The organism is Streptomyces sp. NPDC006309, assembly GCF_040613095.1.
Taxonomy (GTDB): domain Bacteria; phylum Actinomycetota; class Actinomycetes; order Streptomycetales; family Streptomycetaceae; genus Streptomyces.
Genome location: NZ_JBEXRO010000027.1, coordinates 60,133 through 74,963, shown reverse-complemented (window position 1 = coordinate 74,963; position 14,831 = coordinate 60,133). Strand labels below are relative to the sequence as shown.

General features: G+C 73.7%; 12 protein-coding genes and 2 pseudogenes. 7 read left to right on the top strand and 7 right to left on the bottom strand.

Going from position 1 to position 14,831, the window contains the following annotated elements; translation table 11 throughout:
• From ABZ117_RS28545 to ABZ117_RS28530, 4 genes and pseudogenes are all read right to left on the bottom strand, one after another.
• Window positions 1-267 (bottom strand): annotated as a pseudogene (locus ABZ117_RS28545) (FMN-binding protein); the annotation flags it as partial.
• 16 nt (window positions 268-283) lie between these two features.
• Complete coding sequence (locus ABZ117_RS28540; protein WP_356824671.1) at window positions 284-1,666, bottom strand: ferredoxin reductase family protein; 1,383 nt, start codon at window positions 1,664-1,666, stop codon at window positions 284-286.
• A 59-nt stretch (window positions 1,667-1,725) separates the two neighbouring features.
• The gene (locus tag ABZ117_RS28535) at window positions 1,726-2,196 is read right to left on the bottom strand and encodes an FMN-binding protein (RefSeq protein ID WP_356824670.1); all 471 of its coding nucleotides are present in this window, start codon (window positions 2,194-2,196) and stop codon (window positions 1,726-1,728) included.
• A gap of 10 nt (window positions 2,197-2,206) precedes the next feature.
• Window positions 2,207-3,559, bottom strand: a complete 1,353-nt coding sequence (locus ABZ117_RS28530) for a ferredoxin reductase family protein (RefSeq protein WP_356824669.1) — start codon at window positions 3,557-3,559, stop codon at window positions 2,207-2,209.
• Between the two features lie 178 nt (window positions 3,560-3,737).
• Between ABZ117_RS28530 and ABZ117_RS28525 the strand changes: the two genes are divergently transcribed.
• Window positions 3,738-4,478 (top strand): response regulator transcription factor, encoded by a 741-nt coding sequence (locus ABZ117_RS28525; RefSeq protein WP_356824668.1) that lies wholly within the window; start codon window positions 3,738-3,740, stop codon window positions 4,476-4,478.
• Window positions 4,479-4,573: 95 nt separating this feature from the next.
• Entirely contained in the window at window positions 4,574-6,028 is a 1,455-nt protein-coding gene (locus ABZ117_RS28520; RefSeq protein WP_356824702.1) for a HAMP domain-containing sensor histidine kinase, read from the top strand.
• Window positions 6,029-6,427: 399 nt separating this feature from the next.
• Here the strand turns inward: ABZ117_RS28520 and ABZ117_RS28515 are convergent.
• The 3 genes and pseudogenes from ABZ117_RS28515 to ABZ117_RS28505 form a co-directional block, all read right to left on the bottom strand.
• Window positions 6,428-6,855, bottom strand: a pseudogene (locus ABZ117_RS28515) (hypothetical protein); the annotation flags it as partial.
• A gap of 59 nt (window positions 6,856-6,914) precedes the next feature.
• A complete protein-coding gene (locus ABZ117_RS28510) occupies window positions 6,915-7,502 on the bottom strand; it encodes a pyridoxamine 5'-phosphate oxidase family protein (RefSeq protein ID WP_356824667.1) in 588 nt (195 codons plus the stop codon).
• A gap of 117 nt (window positions 7,503-7,619) precedes the next feature.
• Window positions 7,620-8,516 (bottom strand): hypothetical protein, encoded by an 897-nt coding sequence (locus ABZ117_RS28505; protein ID WP_356824666.1) that lies wholly within the window; start codon window positions 8,514-8,516, stop codon window positions 7,620-7,622.
• A 215-nt stretch (window positions 8,517-8,731) separates the two neighbouring features.
• On the opposite strand from ABZ117_RS28505, the gene ABZ117_RS28500 reads away from it, so the two are divergent.
• The 5 genes from ABZ117_RS28500 to ABZ117_RS28480 all read left to right on the top strand — a co-directional run bounded on the left by ABZ117_RS28500 (window position 8,732) and on the right by ABZ117_RS28480 (window position 14,815).
• On the top strand, window positions 8,732-9,925 hold the full coding sequence (locus tag ABZ117_RS28500; RefSeq protein WP_356824665.1) for an argininosuccinate synthase: 1,194 nt from the start codon (window positions 8,732-8,734) through the stop codon (window positions 9,923-9,925).
• 108 nt (window positions 9,926-10,033) lie between these two features.
• Complete coding sequence (gene argH / locus ABZ117_RS28495) at window positions 10,034-11,467, top strand: argininosuccinate lyase (RefSeq protein WP_356824664.1); 1,434 nt, start codon at window positions 10,034-10,036, stop codon at window positions 11,465-11,467.
• A gap of 219 nt (window positions 11,468-11,686) precedes the next feature.
• Entirely contained in the window at window positions 11,687-12,658 is a 972-nt protein-coding gene (locus ABZ117_RS28490) for an aldo/keto reductase (RefSeq protein ID WP_356824663.1), read from the top strand.
• 85 nt (window positions 12,659-12,743) lie between these two features.
• Window positions 12,744-13,295 carry a helix-turn-helix domain-containing protein gene (locus ABZ117_RS28485; protein ID WP_356824662.1) on the top strand — a complete coding sequence of 184 codons (552 nt, stop codon included), beginning with the start codon at window positions 12,744-12,746 and terminating at the stop codon, window positions 13,293-13,295.
• Window positions 13,292-14,815, top strand: coding sequence for an MFS transporter (locus ABZ117_RS28480; RefSeq protein ID WP_356824661.1), 1,524 nt, complete (start codon window positions 13,292-13,294; stop codon window positions 14,813-14,815). The genes ABZ117_RS28485 and ABZ117_RS28480 overlap by 4 nt, the downstream gene beginning before the upstream one ends.
• Window positions 14,816-14,831 lie beyond the last annotated feature (16 nt).

Genomic DNA, 14,831 nt, shown 5'->3' with positions numbered 1-14,831 from the left:
CTCGGCCTTGGTGATCTTCCCGCCGGTGACGGTGATCCGTACCTGCACGGTCCCGTACTGGGTCTGCGCAGCCTTCCCGGTGACCGTACGGGCCTGCCCGCCGCCCTGCGGCTGCTGCTGCCCCGCCACCGGCTGCCGCGGGGCCGCGCCCGCCGCCGACGCGGCGGCCGGGTCCGACGCGGGTTTCAGCGCCAGCAGCAGCACGACACCGGACACGGTGGCCGCGGTGGCCAGCACGACCCGCCGAACGGGATGACTCTTCCTCATCGCTTCGCTGCTCCGCTCACATCTCGAACGACTCGTGGTGGATACGCCGGGCGGGAACCCCGGCGCCGCGCAGTGCCTCGTACACCGACTGCGCGAACCCGGGCGGGCCGCACATGAACACGTCGTGCCGGTCGATGTCCGGGATCTTCCGCTGGAGGTTCTCCGCGGAGATGTCCGGCCGCTCGCCCTCCGGGCTGTTCACCGCGTACATCAGCCGGGCGTCCCGCTCCGTGGCGATCGCCGCCAGCTCGTCCCACAGGGCCAGGTCCTGGGTGGTGTTGGCCCGGTAGAGGAGGGTGATGTCACCGGCGGCCCCGGGCAGCGTCTCGAACAGCGCGCGCATCGGTGTGATGCCCACCCCGCCCGCGACCAGCAGCACCTTGCCCCGGCTGCGGCGCTGGGCGGTGAGCGCGCCGTACGGGCCCTCCGCCCACACCTTCGTCCCGGGCGTCAGCTCGCGCAGCCGGGCGCTGTGGTCGCCGATCGCCTTCACCGTGATCCGCAGCATGCCGGGGCGCGGCGCGGCGGAGAGGGAGTACGGGTGGGAGCTGAAGCGCATCCCGGGTGCCAGGAACCGCCAGCGGAAGAACTGCCCTGCCTCCGCGCCCATCCGGTGCAGCTTCCGCCCGCCGATCAGCACCGACACGATGCCGGGCGTCTCCTCGATGACGGCCTCGACCCGCATGCGGTGCCGGAGGTTCAGGCGGAGCGGGGTGAGCACGCGGTACCAGAGGACGAGCGCGGTGACCACGCCGTACAGCCCGTACCAGAAGGTCTTGGCGGCGGGCTCCACCGCGAAGTCGTTGCCGGTGGTGATCTGGTGCCAGAACGTCAGGAACACGGCCGCGTACGTCAGCAGGTGCACGTGGTACCAGCCGTCGTACGGCAGCCGGCGGCGCACCGGGCCTACGGACGACAGGCCGATGACGACGAACAGGCCCGTGCCGACCGCGGCCTTGCCCATGTCCGGCAGCTGTTCGACCGAGTCGACGGTCTGCCGCACGATGTCACCGAGCGACCTGCCGGCCTGGAGCGCGTACCCCCACATGGTGAGGAAGACGTGCGCGACGATCAGGCACAGCGTGTACCGGCCGCTCATCGCGTGCCAGCGGGCCACCCGGTCGGAGCCGACCCGCCGCTCCAGGGCCGGGACCCGCGCCATCTGGAGCACGACCAGCGCCATCAGATAGCCGGCCAGCAGGCCGGTGATCCGGCCCGCGTTGAGGATCCGGCCGGTGTCGTCGCCGATGGCCGGCGTGTCGTGCCACCAGAGCCACAGCACGGCCGCCGCGCCCGCCCAGACGGCGAGCAGCAGCGGGACGGCCGGGGAGCGGCGCGGACGGATGCGGCGCATGGTCTGTCGGCGGGCGGCACGTCCGCCTGCGAGCGTGGTGGTCACTGTTCCTCCGTGGGGACTTGACCCTCGGCCCTCAGATACGTGCCGGGTGCGCCGGGTGTTCAGAGGCCCGCCGAGTCCAGCGCGGACTGGAGCGACTGGCGGTAACCGTCACTGGTGTACGTGGCTCCCGACACGGTGTCGATCTGCGCGCTCTGCGCGGTCAGCGCCTCCCGCCGCAGCTGGGGGAGGGCGTAGCCGTTGATCTCCTGGTCGCGGGGGTTGTCCTGCGGGTAGCTGACGGCGGTGACGTCCGTGAGCTTGCCGCTGCCCAGCGTCACGCGCACCTGCACCGGGCCCCAGCGGGTCCGGACGGTGTCCCCGGTGACGGTCCTGGTGCCGGTGGCGGGCGCCCGCGTCGCCCCCGGGGAGGCACCGGCGGCGCTGCTCACCGGCGCCGGTGCGTGCGAGCCGACGGTGAGGACCGGGCTCGTGTGCGGCTTCAGCGACAGCAGCAGCACCATCCCGGAGACGGTCGCGGCACTGGCCAGCACGATCCGGCGGAACGGACGGTTCTTCCTCAGCGGATGCACGGTGTCTGCCTCACAGTTCGAACGACTCGTGGTGGATACGGCGGTCCGGCACCCCGGAAGTCCGCAGCGCCCGGTACAGGTCCTGCGCGAAACCGTGCGGGCCGCAGATGTAGACGTCGTGGCCGGCCAGGCCCGGGAAGGCCGCGCTCAGCGACCCGGCGGTCAGGTCCGGGCGCTCGCCGTGGGGGCCGTTCAGCGCGTACCGCACCCTCGCCCCGCGCTGTCGGGCGATCGCCTCCAGCTCACCGCCCAGCGCCAGGTCCTCCACCGAGCGCGCCCGGTACAGCAGGGTGACCTCGCCGGGCAGCGTCTCGAACAGCGCCCGCAGCGGGGTGATGCCGACACCGGCCGCGATCAGCAGGGTGGGCCGGCCGGTGGCCCGGTCGGCGGTCAGGGAACCGTACGGGCCCTCGGCCCACACCCGGGTGCCGGGGCGCAGCAGGGAGACGGCCGCGCTGTGGCCGCCGAGCGCCTTGACGGTGATGCGCAGCAGCCCGGGCCGCGGCGGCGCCGACAGCGAGTACGGGGTCGACGTCCGGCCCAGGCCCTCGGCGAGGAACCGCCAGCGGAAGAACTGCCCCGGCCGCGCCCCCAGTTCCTCCAGGTACCGGCCCCGTACGACGACGGAGTGCACACCCGGTGCCTCCTGGTGCACCGAGTCCACCCGCAGCCGGTGGCGCAGGTTGAGCCGGACCGGGGTGAGGACGCGGAACCACAGCACCAGCGCGGCCACGCCCAGGTACAGCCCGTACCAGGCGGCGGTGGCGGCCGGGTCGCCGTTGAACTGCTCGCCGAGCGTGAGCTGGTGGCCGAAGGCGAGGAAGACGGCCGCGTACGTGAGCAGATGGACGTAGTACCAGAACTCGTAGCCGGTGCGGCGGCGCACCGCACGGGCCGAGGTGACGCCTGCCGCCAGGAGCATGACGGTGCCGGCGGTGGCCTTCAGCATGTCCGGGTAGTCCAGGACGACGGTGACCGTCTCGTGCCAGAGCGAGGCCCGGTCCTGGACGGCGTATCCGGCGAGGATCAGCACGATGTGCGCGACGAGCAGGCACACCGTGTACCGGCCGGCCATCGCGTGCCAGCGCGCCACCCGGTCCGAGCCGACCCGCGTCTCCAGCAGCGGCACCCGGGCCATCAGACCGACCAGCACCGCGCAGGTGTACCCGCACAGCAGCCCGGCGATCCGCCCGGCCTCGGTCAGCGCGCCGGCCGTGCCGACCACCGCCCCAGTGTCCGTCCACCACAGCGCGATCACCGCCGCGGCCCCCGCCCACAGCAGGGCCAGCACGGCTCCCGCGGGGGAGCGCCGGCCCGTCACGAGCGGCGGCGGAGCCGTCCGCCGCGCGTCCACCGCCGTCATCGGTCCTCACCGTCCGTCGTCATGCGTCCTCGCCGTCCCTTCGTCCGTCCTGCCGGGCCACTGTGCGGGCCGAACCTCTCAGGGACCTTTGAGCGGGCCCCTCCTCAGCGGACTCAGAGGAAACTCAGAGGGGGCCGGCACGCCCGGGCCACCGGCGACGAGCGATGCTGGGGACGCGATGAACACCACCCGCTCCGGCCGCCCGGCCCTCACCCGCCCCGACGGCACCCCGCTGCGCGTCCTCGTCGTCGACGACGACCCCGACCTCGCCGAGGTCCTCACCGGCGCCCTGCGCTACGAGGGCTGGCAGGTCCGCGCGGCCGGTGACGGCGCCGCCGCGCTCGCCGCCGCCCGCGAACTGCTGCCCGACGCCGTCGTCCTCGACGTGATGCTCCCGGACACCGACGGCTTCGCGGTGCTGCGCCGCCTGCACGAGGTCAAGCCCGACGTGTGCGTGCTCTTCCTGACCGCCCGGGACGCGGTGGAGGACCGGATCGCCGGGATCACGGCGGGCGGCGACGACTACGTCACCAAACCGTTCAGCCTGGAGGAGGTCGTGGCCCGGCTGCGGGGCCTGCTGCGCCGCGCCGGCATGGCCCGCCGGCCGGACGAGGGACCGCGGCTGACCGTCGGCGACCTCGTGATGGACGAGGACGCCCGCGAGGTGACCCGGGCCGGGGAGCTGATCGAGCTGTCGCCGACCGAGTTCGAACTCCTCCGCTTCCTCATGCGCAACCCGCGCCGCGTGCTCAGCAAGGCGCAGATCCTCGACCGGGTCTGGTCCTACGACTTCGGCGGCCGGGCTCATGTGGTCGAGCTGTACATCTCCTACCTGCGCAAGAAGGTCGACGCGGGCCGCGAGCCCATGATCCACACGGTGCGCGGCGCCGGTTACGTCCTCAAGCCGGTGACCAGGTGAGTGCCGTACGCCGGCTGTCCCGCGCCGTACGCCAGCTGCCCCGCCCCCGTTCCCTGCGGGCCCGGCTCACCGCCGGCCTGGTGGTCCTGCTGGCGATGAGCTGCGCGGCCGTCGGACTGGCCGCCGTCGTCGGACTCGACGGCTTCCTCACCCAGCGGCTGGACGAGCAGCTCAGCCAGGCCGGCACCCGGTTCCCGGCCAGCCTGGAACACCCCGGCCGCCTCCCCGACGACCTCCCCCGGTCCCGGAAGGACCCGACCGGGGGGACCCCCATCGGCGACGAGAACGCGGACACCCGCCGGACGGCGACCGGCACCTTCGGCGCCCGCCTGGTGCACGGCACGGTCACCCACCGGGGGCTGATCCGCTCCGGCGACCCCTCCGCGGACCTGCGCGTCGACCTGACCGCCGGGGACGCCGCGCGGCTGGCCCGGGTACCGGTCGACGGCAGGCCCCACACCGTCCAGCTGTCCGCCCTGGACGACTACCGTGTCGTCGCCTCCGCCGGCCGGGACGGCGACGTGCTGATCGTCGGGCTGCCGCTGGAGCCGGTGGAGGCCACGGTCCACCGGCTGGAACTGGTCGCCGGGATCGTCTTCGGCCTGGCCCTGGGGGTGACCGGGGTGGCCGGGGCGTGCTGGGTGCGCTGGTCGCTCCGGCCGCTGAGCCGGGTCGCGGCCACCGCCACCCGGGTCAGCGAGCTGCCGCTGGCCAGCGGCGAGGTCGCGCTCCCGTCGCGGGCGCCGGACGCCGATCCGCGCAGCGAGATCGGGCGGGTGGCCGCGGCGTTCAACCGCATGCTCGGCCACGTGGAGGACGCGCTGACCAAGCGGCACGCGGTCGAGGAGCGGCTGCGCCGCTTCGCCGCCGACGCCAGCCACGAGCTGCGCACCCCGGTCGCCTCGGTCCGCGGCCACGCCGAGCTGGCCCTGCTGCACCCCGGCCCGGTGCCGCCGGAGGTGTCGCGCGCCCTGGAGCGCATCGCGGCCGAGTCCGCCCGTATGGGCGGCATGGTCGACGACCTGCTCCTGCTGGCCCGCCTGGACGCCGGCCGGCCGCTGGAGCGCCACCCGGTGGACGTGACCCGTCTGGTCCTGGACGCGGTCACGGACGCCCGGGCCGCGGGCCCCGGCCACCACTGGGTCCTGGACCTGCCCGAGGAGCCGGTGACGGTGCCGGGGGACGCGCACCGCCTCCACCAGGTGTTGGCCAACCTGTTGGCCAACGCGCGTGGGCACACACCCGTGGGCACGACGGTGACGGTCACCCTGGCGGCCGACGGGGCGACCGGCGCGACCGGCGACGCGACCGGCGCCGGCACGGTCCGCCTCCGCGTCCACGACGACGGGCCCGGCGTCCCCGACGACATCCGGCCCGCCGTCTTCGAGCGCTTCACCCGCGCGGAACACCGACGCCACATGGACGCCTCCGGCGGGGGAGCGGGGCTGGGCCTCTCGATCGTGTCGGCGGTGGTGGAGGCGCACGACGGGACCGTGCACCTGGACAGCGCCCCGGGCACCACGACGTTCACGGTCCGCCTGCCGTCCTGAAAGCCGCGCCGGACGCTGCCGCACCGGGCCGCCCTGTCCGGGGGCGGCCCCGTGCCGTCCCTCGCCGGGCGGTGCTGTGCCGGGCGATTCCGTGCCGTGCTGTCCCGTGCCAGGCGGTGTCGTGCGGGGCCGTCCCGTGCCGGGCGGTGTCGTGCCGGGCGGTGCCGGGCGATCCCGTGCCGGGCGGTGCCGGGTTGGGCCGTGCCGGCCGGTCCCGCGGCACGGCACAACCCGCGCCGGGCGGTCCGTGCCGGGCCGTCCCCTACCGGGCCGCCCGCGCCGGTGCGCGGTGCCGTCGCGCCGCGCACACGGCACCCCCGGTATCGGGGCGGCACCGGCTGGACCGGGACGGCACCGTCAGCATCGGGGCGGCGCCCTCGGCGCCGGGTGACCGGCACCTCAGTACCGGGCGGCCGCCGTCGCCCCGCTCACCGTGCCGATGCCGATGCCGATGCCGATGCCGATGCCGATGCCGATGGCGATGGCGATGGCGATGTGCGGGCGTTCGTCCGGCCGGGCCCACCGCAGGATCTGCCGCATGGCGTCCTCCGGGACCGACACACAGCCGGCCGGCGCACCCTGCCCGCCCACGTGCAGGAAGATGCCTGCGCCGCGTCCCCGCACCGGCCGGTCGTAGGTGAAGCCGACGACGAGGCCGTGCGCGTACTGCGTCCCGTAGGAGATCGGATGCTCGGACCGGCCGGCGCGGCAGTCGTCCGGCAGCGGGTCCGTGCACCGGTTGTACGACGCCGACCCGTCCCGTTGTCCTCGCACCACCAGGAACTCTCCCGCACGGGACGGTAGGTGACGCTCGTCCCGGCCGGCGCCGGCCGGCTCCCCAAGCCGAGGCGGGGACGAGGGCGAGGACCGCACCGGGGCGGATGGCTCAGACGGTGGACGGCGGCAGGGGCAACGGCAGCCCGGGTAGTCCGTCCAGGCTTGTGGCGATGTGTTCCTTCTTCGCGAAGTAGGCGCTCAGGGAGGTGTCGTCCTCACGTGCGAACCGCTTTCCGTGCAGCTCGCGGTCCTCCTCGTACGCCATGTGGGGGACGGCGTAGCCGCAGCTGTCGCGGATCCGTTCGGCGTGGACGACGATGACCGCGCGCAGGCCGTGCGCGGTCGGGTCGATGTCGGGGAAGCGGGCGAGCAACTCCGGGAAGCGCGGGTCGTCGCGGAAGACCGGTTCGCCCCGGCCGTGCACGCGCACGATGTTCGGCGGCCCCTGGAAGGCGCACCACATCAGCGTGATGCGCCCGTTCTCCCGCAGGTGCGCGATCGTCTCGGCGGTGGACCCGGCGAAGTCCAGGTAGGCCACGGTGAGTTCGTCCAGCACGACGAAGGAGCCCCGCAGGCCCTTGGGGGAGAGGTTGACCGTGCCGTCGCCGGAGAGGGGGGCGGTCGCGGTGAAGAAGAGGGGCTGCCGCTCGATGAACGTGCGCAGTCTGCCGTCTATGCGTTCATAGGTCTTTCCCATGGCAGCCGAGTATGCCGTGAGGCGTCTGCCTGTCGGAGGAATCGACCGGTCGGCGGGAGGGTGCCGCCACGGCCGCCCCGGCCGGGGCTCGTCGGGGCGGCCACGTCGTCCGCTACCTCACTTCGTCAGCGTGCAGGCGGCCAGGGAGTCCAGGCCGGTGGGCCTGGTGCCTTTGCGGCCGATGCTGATGGCGATGCGGTCGATGGTGGAGACGCGTTTGTCCTTGAGGGGTCCGAGGATGGCGTTGTTGACGAAGTTGGGTCCGCCCTGGCCGGTGGTGTTGCGCAGGCGCGTGTTCGCTTCCTGGATCTGGGTCTGGAGGAGGGTGAGGTTGCGGTCGACCTCTGCCTTGGCGGAGGCGGGCACGGCGGGAAGCTTCGAGGCGACGTCCGGGCACGTGATCGCGCCCGCACCGGTGTTGCCGCCGGAGCCGCCCGCCGCCCCGGTGTCCGCGCCGGTGCCCGATTGCGGGGTCGTGCCCGATTGCGGGGTCGTGCCCGTGCCGGGCGCGCCCGTGCCGGGCGTGGCGGAGCCGGCCCCCGCGCCGCCGGCCGTGTCGGTGCCGCCCGCGTTCAGCGTGCAGGCGGCCAGGGAGTCCAGGCCGGTGGGCCTGGTGCCTTTGCGGCCGATGCTGATGGCGATGCGGTCGATGGTGGAGACGCGTTTGTCCTTGAGGGGTCCGAGGATGGCGTTGTTGACGAAGTTGGGTCCGCCCTGGCCGGTGGTGTTGCGCAGGCGCGTGTTCGCTTCCTGGATCTGGGTCTGGAGGAGGGTGAGGTTGCGGTCGACCTCGGCCTTGGCGGAGGCGGGCACGGCGGGAAGCTTCGAGGCGACGTCCGGGCACGTGATCGTGCCGGGGCTCGCGAGGGTCCGCGCGCCCGTGGCGCCGTCGCTCTTGGCGGGGGTGCCGGCGAGGGCCGAGCCGGCGATCACCGCGCCGGACAGCACCACGGCGGCAGCGCCGCCGATGACCGCCACGCGACGCTGGTTGTACTTCGGGAGAGCCCTGGACATGCGATGCCTCACTCGGGTCGGAGGTGGGTCGGGTCGGCCCGTGGTGACGGGGGCCGAGCAACGCGGCGCCTGCGTGCGCAGGGGAGTACGGGAAAGCGGTTTCATCCGTTCACCCTCCCCGGCGATCTCTCTCGCCTGTCGTGCTGATTGACGAATCATGCAGAGGGCTGCATACTCATGCAGGTAACCGGCGAAAGCAGTGTGAGGAGAAACCCGTGACCGAGCGCGTCGTACTCGCCTACTCGGGCGGTCTGGACACCTCCGTCGCCATCGGCTGGATCGCCGAGGAGACGGGCGCCGAGGTCATCGCCGTCGCGGTGGACGTCGGCCAGGGCGGCGAGGACCTGGACGTCATCCGCAAGCGCGCCCTCGCCTGCGGGGCCGTCGAGGCCGAGGTCGCCGACGCCCGGGACGAGTTCGCCGACGAGTACTGCCTCCCCGCGATCAAGGCCAACGCCCTCTACATGGACCGCTACCCGCTGGTCTCCGCCCTGTCCCGGCCGGTGATCGTCAAGCACCTCGTCGCCGCCGCCGAGAAGCACGGCGCCACCACGGTCGCCCACGGCTGCACCGGCAAGGGCAACGACCAGGTCCGCTTCGAGGCCGGCATCGCCGCCCTCGCCCCCGGCCTCACCTGCATCGCCCCGGTCCGCGACTACGCGATGACCCGCGACCGGGCGATCGACTTCTGCGAGCGCAAGCAGCTCCCCATCGCCACCACCAGGAAGTCCCCGTACTCCATCGACCAGAACGTCTTCGGGCGCGCCGTCGAGACGGGCTTCCTGGAGGACATCTGGAACGCCCCGACCGAGGACATCTACGAGTACACCGCCGACCCGGCCCTCCCGCGCGAGGCCGACGAGGTGGTCATCACCTTCGAGGCGGGCGTCCCGGTCGCCCTCGACGGCCGGCCCGTCACCGTCCTCCAGGCCGTCCAGCAGCTCAACGAGCGCGCGGGCGCCCAGGGGGTCGGCCGGATCGACATGGTCGAGGACCGCCTCGTCGGCATCAAGTCCCGCGAGGTGTACGAGGCACCCGGCGCGATCGCCCTGATCACCGCCCACCAGGAGCTGGAGAACGTCACCGTCGAGCGGGAACTCGCCCGCTACAAGCGCCAGGTCGAGCAGCGCTGGGGCGAGCTGGTCTACGACGGCCAGTGGTTCTCCCCGCTCAAGCGCGCCCTGGACGGCTTCGTCGACGAGGCCAGCCGGCACGTCAGCGGCGACATCCGGATGACCCTGCACGGTGGCCGCGCGGTCGTCACCGGCCGCCGCTCCGAGGCCTCGCTGTACGACTTCGACCTCGCGACCTACGACACCGGTGACACCTTCGACCAGTCCGCGGCCAAAGGCTTCATCGACATCTACAGCCTGTCGTCGAAGATCGCCGCCAAGCGCGGCCCGGCGTAACCGCCGTACGGCCTTCGGGTCGTCCCCCACGCATCAGCCTGACAGCCGCCCGACCGCCTGGAAGAGTCGGGAGGCGGTGGCCCACCGAGACTTCGAGGAGCAACGCAAGTGAGCAGCAACAGCGGTGACGTACGGCTCTGGGGCGGCCGTTTCGCCGACGGTCCCGCCGAGGCCCTGGCCAGGCTGTCCGCGTCCGTCCACTTCGACTGGCGGCTGGCCCCCTACGACATCGCCGGCTCGCGTGCCCACGCGCGCGTGCTGCACACCGCGGGGCTCCTCACCGAGGACGAGCTGGCCCGCATGACCGACGGTCTCGACCGGCTGGAGGCGGACGTGGCCTCCGGCGCCTTCGTGGGCACCGTCGCCGACGAGGACGTCCACACGGCGCTGGAGCGCGGCCTGCTGGAACGCCTCGGCCCCGACCTCGGCGGCAAGCTGCGGGCCGGACGGTCCCGGAACGACCAGGTCGCCACCCTCTTCCGGATGTACCTGCGCGACCACGCCCGGATCATCGGCGGCCTGATCGCCGACCTCCAGGACGCGCTCGTCGGCCTCGCCGAGGCGCACCCGGACGTGGCGATGCCCGGCCGCACCCACCTCCAGCACGCCCAGCCGGTGCTCTTCGCCCACCACGTCCTCGCCCATGTGCAGGCCCTGTCCCGGGACGCCGAGCGGCTGCGCCAGTGGGACGAGCGGACCGCGGTGTCGCCCTACGGCTCCGGCGCCCTCGCGGGTTCCTCCCTCGGCCTGGACCCGGAGGCGGTCGCGCGTGACCTCGGCTTCGAGCACGGCAGCGCCGGCAACTCCATCGACGGCACGGCCTCCCGGGACTTCGTCGCCGAGTTCGCGTTCATCACCGCGATGATCGGCGTGAACCTCTCCCGGATCGCCGAGGAGATCATCATCTGGAACACGAAGGAGTTCTCCTTCGTCACCCTGCACGACGCGTTCTCCACGGGCTCGTCGATCATGCCGCAGAAGAAGAACCCCGACATCGCCGAGCTGGCCCGCGGCAAGTCCGGCCGCCTGATCGGCAACCTGACGGGCCTGCTGGCCACGCTGAAGGCCCTGCCCCTCGCCTACAACCGCGACCTCCAGGAGGACAAGGAGCCGGTCTTCGACTCCTGCGACCAGCTGGAGGTGCTGCTCCCCGCCTTCACCGGCATGATCGCCACCCTCACGGTGCACCGCGAGCGCATGGCGGAACTGGCTCCGGCCGGCTTCTCGCTCGCCACCGACATCGCCGAGTGGCTGGTCCGGCAGGGCGTGCCGTTCCGGGTGGCGCACGAGGTGGCCGGCGAGTGCGTGAAGGCCGCCGAGGCCGAGGGCAAGGAGCTGGACGACCTCACCGACGAACAGTTCGCGAAGATCTCCGCCCACCTCACCCCGGAGGTCCGCACGGTCCTCAGCGTCCCCGGCTCCCTCGCCTCCCGCAACGGCCGCGGTGGTACGGCGCCCAGCGCGGTCGCCGTCCAGCTGGCGGAGGTCAAGGCGGACCTCGCGCGCCAGCACGCCTGGGCGACGGCCAGGAAGCAGGGCTGAGGACGCCGCCGCCCCCGGCGCGTCCCGAGCCGCACACCAGCCGGTCCCGAGCCGCACACCACCGCGTCCGGAGCCGCACACCACCCCGTCCGGAGCCCCACACCACCGCGTCCCGGGGCGAACCGCCGCACGCCCCGGGCGGTACGGCCGCCGTACCAAGGTCATCGCGGGTTACGTTGGTCGAAAGCCCCTCCCGGAGCCGACCCCACGGAGCCCGCGATGCCCTTCGCCCGTCTCGCGACCGCCACCACGCCGACCTGTCACCTGGGCCTCGGCCTGGCCGCCGTCGGCCGCCCCGGCTACATCAACCTCGGCCGCGACGAGGACCTCGGCCCGGACCGCGGCGTCGAGGCGATGCGCGCCCGCACCCACGAACTCCTCGACGCCGCCTACGCGCAGGGCGTGCGCTACGTCGACGCGGCCCGCTCCTACGGCCGCAGCGAGGAGTTCCTCGCCGACTGGCTGAACGCTCGGCCCGGCACCGACGACGTGGTCGTCGGCAGCAAGTGGGGCTACGCCTACACCGCCGGCTGGTCCACCGACGCCGACCGGCACGAGGTCAAGGACCACAGTCTCGCCGCCTACGAACGTCAGCGCGCCGAGACCGACGCCCTGCTCGGCGACCGGCTCGACCTCTACCAGATCCACTCGGTGACCCCGGACAGCCCGGCCCTCACCGACAAGGACCTCCACGCCCGGCTGGCGGACGCCGCCGCCGGCGGTCTCACCGTCGGCTTCTCCACCAGCGGTCCCGCCCAGGCCGACGCGGTCCGCGCCGCGCTCGCCGTGACGGTCGGCGGCGAGCCCCTCTTCCGTACCGTCCAGTCGACGTACAACGTCCTGGAGACCTCGGCCGGTCCGGCCCTCGCCGAGGCGCACGACGCCGGGCTCACCGTGATCGTCAAGGAGGGCATGGCCAACGGCCGGCTGGCCGGACCGCACGCCCCGGACGCGCTGAGGGAGGTGGCCGCCGCGACGGGACTGGGCTGTGACGCCGTGGCCCTCGCCGCGGTCCTGCGGCAGCCGTGGGCCGGCGTGGTCCTCTCCGGCGCCGCGACCGTCGCCCAGCTGACGTCCAATCTGCACGCTCCCGCCGTCGACCTCGGTGAGGAGCGGCTCGCCCGCCTGGCCACGCTGGCGGAGGACCCGCGCGCCTACTGGGAGCGGCGCGCACAGCTGCCCTGGCACTGATCGCGGCACACCTCGCCATCCACCGGGATGAGTCAGGTGTGCCCGCTGTGAGACATTGATGTCTCACATGGTCTATTCTTGTCTCATGGCCCTGGACCGTGACCACGTGCTGCGCAGCGCAGCCGCCCTGCTGACCCGCAAGCCCACCGCGACCATGGACGAGGTCGCCCGCGCCGCCGGGATCAGCCGGGCCACGCTGCACCGCCACTTCGCCGGCCGCGACGCGCTCGTCCGGGCGCTGGAGTCGCTCGGCATCGCGGAGTGCGAGGCGGCACTGGAGCGGGCCCGGCCCGAGGAGGGCCCCGCGCCCGAGGCCGTACGCCGGCTGCTCCGCGAGATCCAGCCGGCCGCCGGACTGCTCGCCTTCCTCTACGGCGAGAACCAGCTGTGGGAGGGCGACCGCCAGCACGACGGCTGGCAGCGCCTGGACACCCGTATCGGCGCCCTGTTCCAGCGCGGACAGCGCGACGGCGCGTTCCGTATCGACCTCACCCCGGCCTGGCTCACCGAGGCGCTGTACGGCCTGATCGCCTCGTGTGCCTGGGCCACCCTGGACGGCCGCGTGGCCGCCCGCGACTTCCCGACCATGATCGCCGAGCTGCTGCTCGGCGGCGCACTGCGAAGAGAGGAACCATGACCAGCACCCTGCGGCCGGCCGACGCGACCGAGGCGGTGAAGCGCCCGGGCCGCTGGCTCGCGCTCTCCGTCCTCGTCCTGGCCGTGCTGCTGGTGGCCGTCGACGCCACCGTCCTCGGCCTGGCGACCCCCTACATCAGTGAGGACCTGCGCCCCTCCGGCACCCAGCTGCTGTGGATCGGCGACGTCTACTCCTTCGTCATCGCCGGTCTGCTGGTCTCCATGGGCAGCCTCGGCGACCGCATCGGCCGCAAGCGGATCCTGCTGTGCGGCGCCACGGCGTTCGGCGCCCTGTCCGTCCTCAACGCCTACGCCACGACACCCGAGCTGATGATCCTCGCCCGGGCGCTGCTCGGCGTCGCGGGCGCCACCCTGATGCCCGCCACCCTGGCCCTGATCCGCAACGTCTTCCACGACCCGCGCGAGCGCAGCCTCGCCGTCGGCGTCTGGGGCGCCACCGCCTCGGCCGGTACGGCGGTCGGCCCGATCACCGGCGGTTTCCTCCTGGAGCACTTCTGGTGGGGATCGGTCTTCCTCATCAACCTGCCGGTGATGGCCGTCCTGGTCCTGGTCGGCATCCGCACCCTGCCCGAGTCCCGCAACCCCCGCCCGGGCCCCTGGGACCTGAGCAGCGTCCTGCTGTCGCTGACCGGCATGATCGCCCTGGTCTACGCGGTCAAGGAGGCCGCGACCCACGGCCTCGGCCCGACGCCCCTCGCCGCCGGCCTGCTGGGCGCGGCGGCCCTGTACGGCTTCGTGCACCGCCAGCTCACCATGCCGATGCCGCTGCTGGACATGCGCCTGTTCCGGCGCCGGGGCTTCAGCGGTGCGGTCCTCGCCGACCTGCTGACCGTCCTCGGCATGTCCGGCCTGGTGTTCTTCCTCTCGCAGTATCTGCAACTGGTCCAGGGCCGCCGCCCCTTGGAGGCGGGCCTGGCCGAACTGCCCGCGGCCGTGGGCGCGGTGGCGGCCGGCCTGGTCGCGGGCCGCGCCGCCCGGCGCCTCACGGTCCGTACGGTGGTCTCGGGCGGCCTGGCCGCCGTCGGCATCGCCCTGGCCGTGCTGACGATGCTCGGCCGGTCCACCGGCTACCCGGTCCTCGGTGCCGCCCTGCTCGTCGTGGGCGTCGGCGCGGGCTTCTCGTTCACGGTGACGGCCGACGTCATCCTCTCCAGCGTCCCCAGGGACCAGGCGGGCGCCGCCTCGGCGGTCTCCGAGACGGCGTACGAACTGGGCGCGGCCCTGGGCATCGCCCTGCTGGGCTCCATCGTGACCGGCGTCTACCGCGGCTTCGAGGGCCCGGCCGGCACCCCCGCCGAGGCCCACGAGTCCCTCGGCGCGGCCACGCAGGCGGCGGCGCGCATGGCGCCGCACCAGGCGGAGGCGCTGCTGGACGCGGCCCGGACGTCCTTCGTCCACGGCCTGCACCTGGCCTCGGCGGCGGGGGCGGTGGTCCTGCTGACGGCGTCGGCGGTGTCCTGGTTCCTGCTGCGGCACCAGGAACTGGAGACCAGCGGCTGAGGCCACCCGCCGGGGG

Bases quoted from the DNA above. Each gene is read 5' to 3' on its own strand.
- ABZ117_RS28525 (WP_356824668.1), top strand. From the start codon at position 3,738: ATGAACACCACCCGCTCCGGCCGCCCGGCCCTCACCCGCCCCGACGGC.
- ABZ117_RS28480 (WP_356824661.1), top strand. From the start codon at position 13,292: ATGACCAGCACCCTGCGGCCGGCCGACGCGACCGAGGCGGTGAAGCGC.
- ABZ117_RS28490 (WP_356824663.1), top strand. From the start codon at position 11,687: ATGCCCTTCGCCCGTCTCGCGACCGCCACCACGCCGACCTGTCACCTG.
- ABZ117_RS28510 (WP_356824667.1), bottom strand. From the start codon at position 7,502: ATGGGAAAGACCTATGAACGCATAGACGGCAGACTGCGCACGTTCATC.
- ABZ117_RS28530 (WP_356824669.1), bottom strand. From the start codon at position 3,559: ATGACGGCGGTGGACGCGCGGCGGACGGCTCCGCCGCCGCTCGTGACG.
- ABZ117_RS28485 (WP_356824662.1), top strand. From the start codon at position 12,744: ATGGCCCTGGACCGTGACCACGTGCTGCGCAGCGCAGCCGCCCTGCTG.
- ABZ117_RS28505 (WP_356824666.1), bottom strand. From the start codon at position 8,516: ATGTCCAGGGCTCTCCCGAAGTACAACCAGCGTCGCGTGGCGGTCATC.
- ABZ117_RS28520 (WP_356824702.1), top strand. From the start codon at position 4,574: ATGAGCTGCGCGGCCGTCGGACTGGCCGCCGTCGTCGGACTCGACGGC.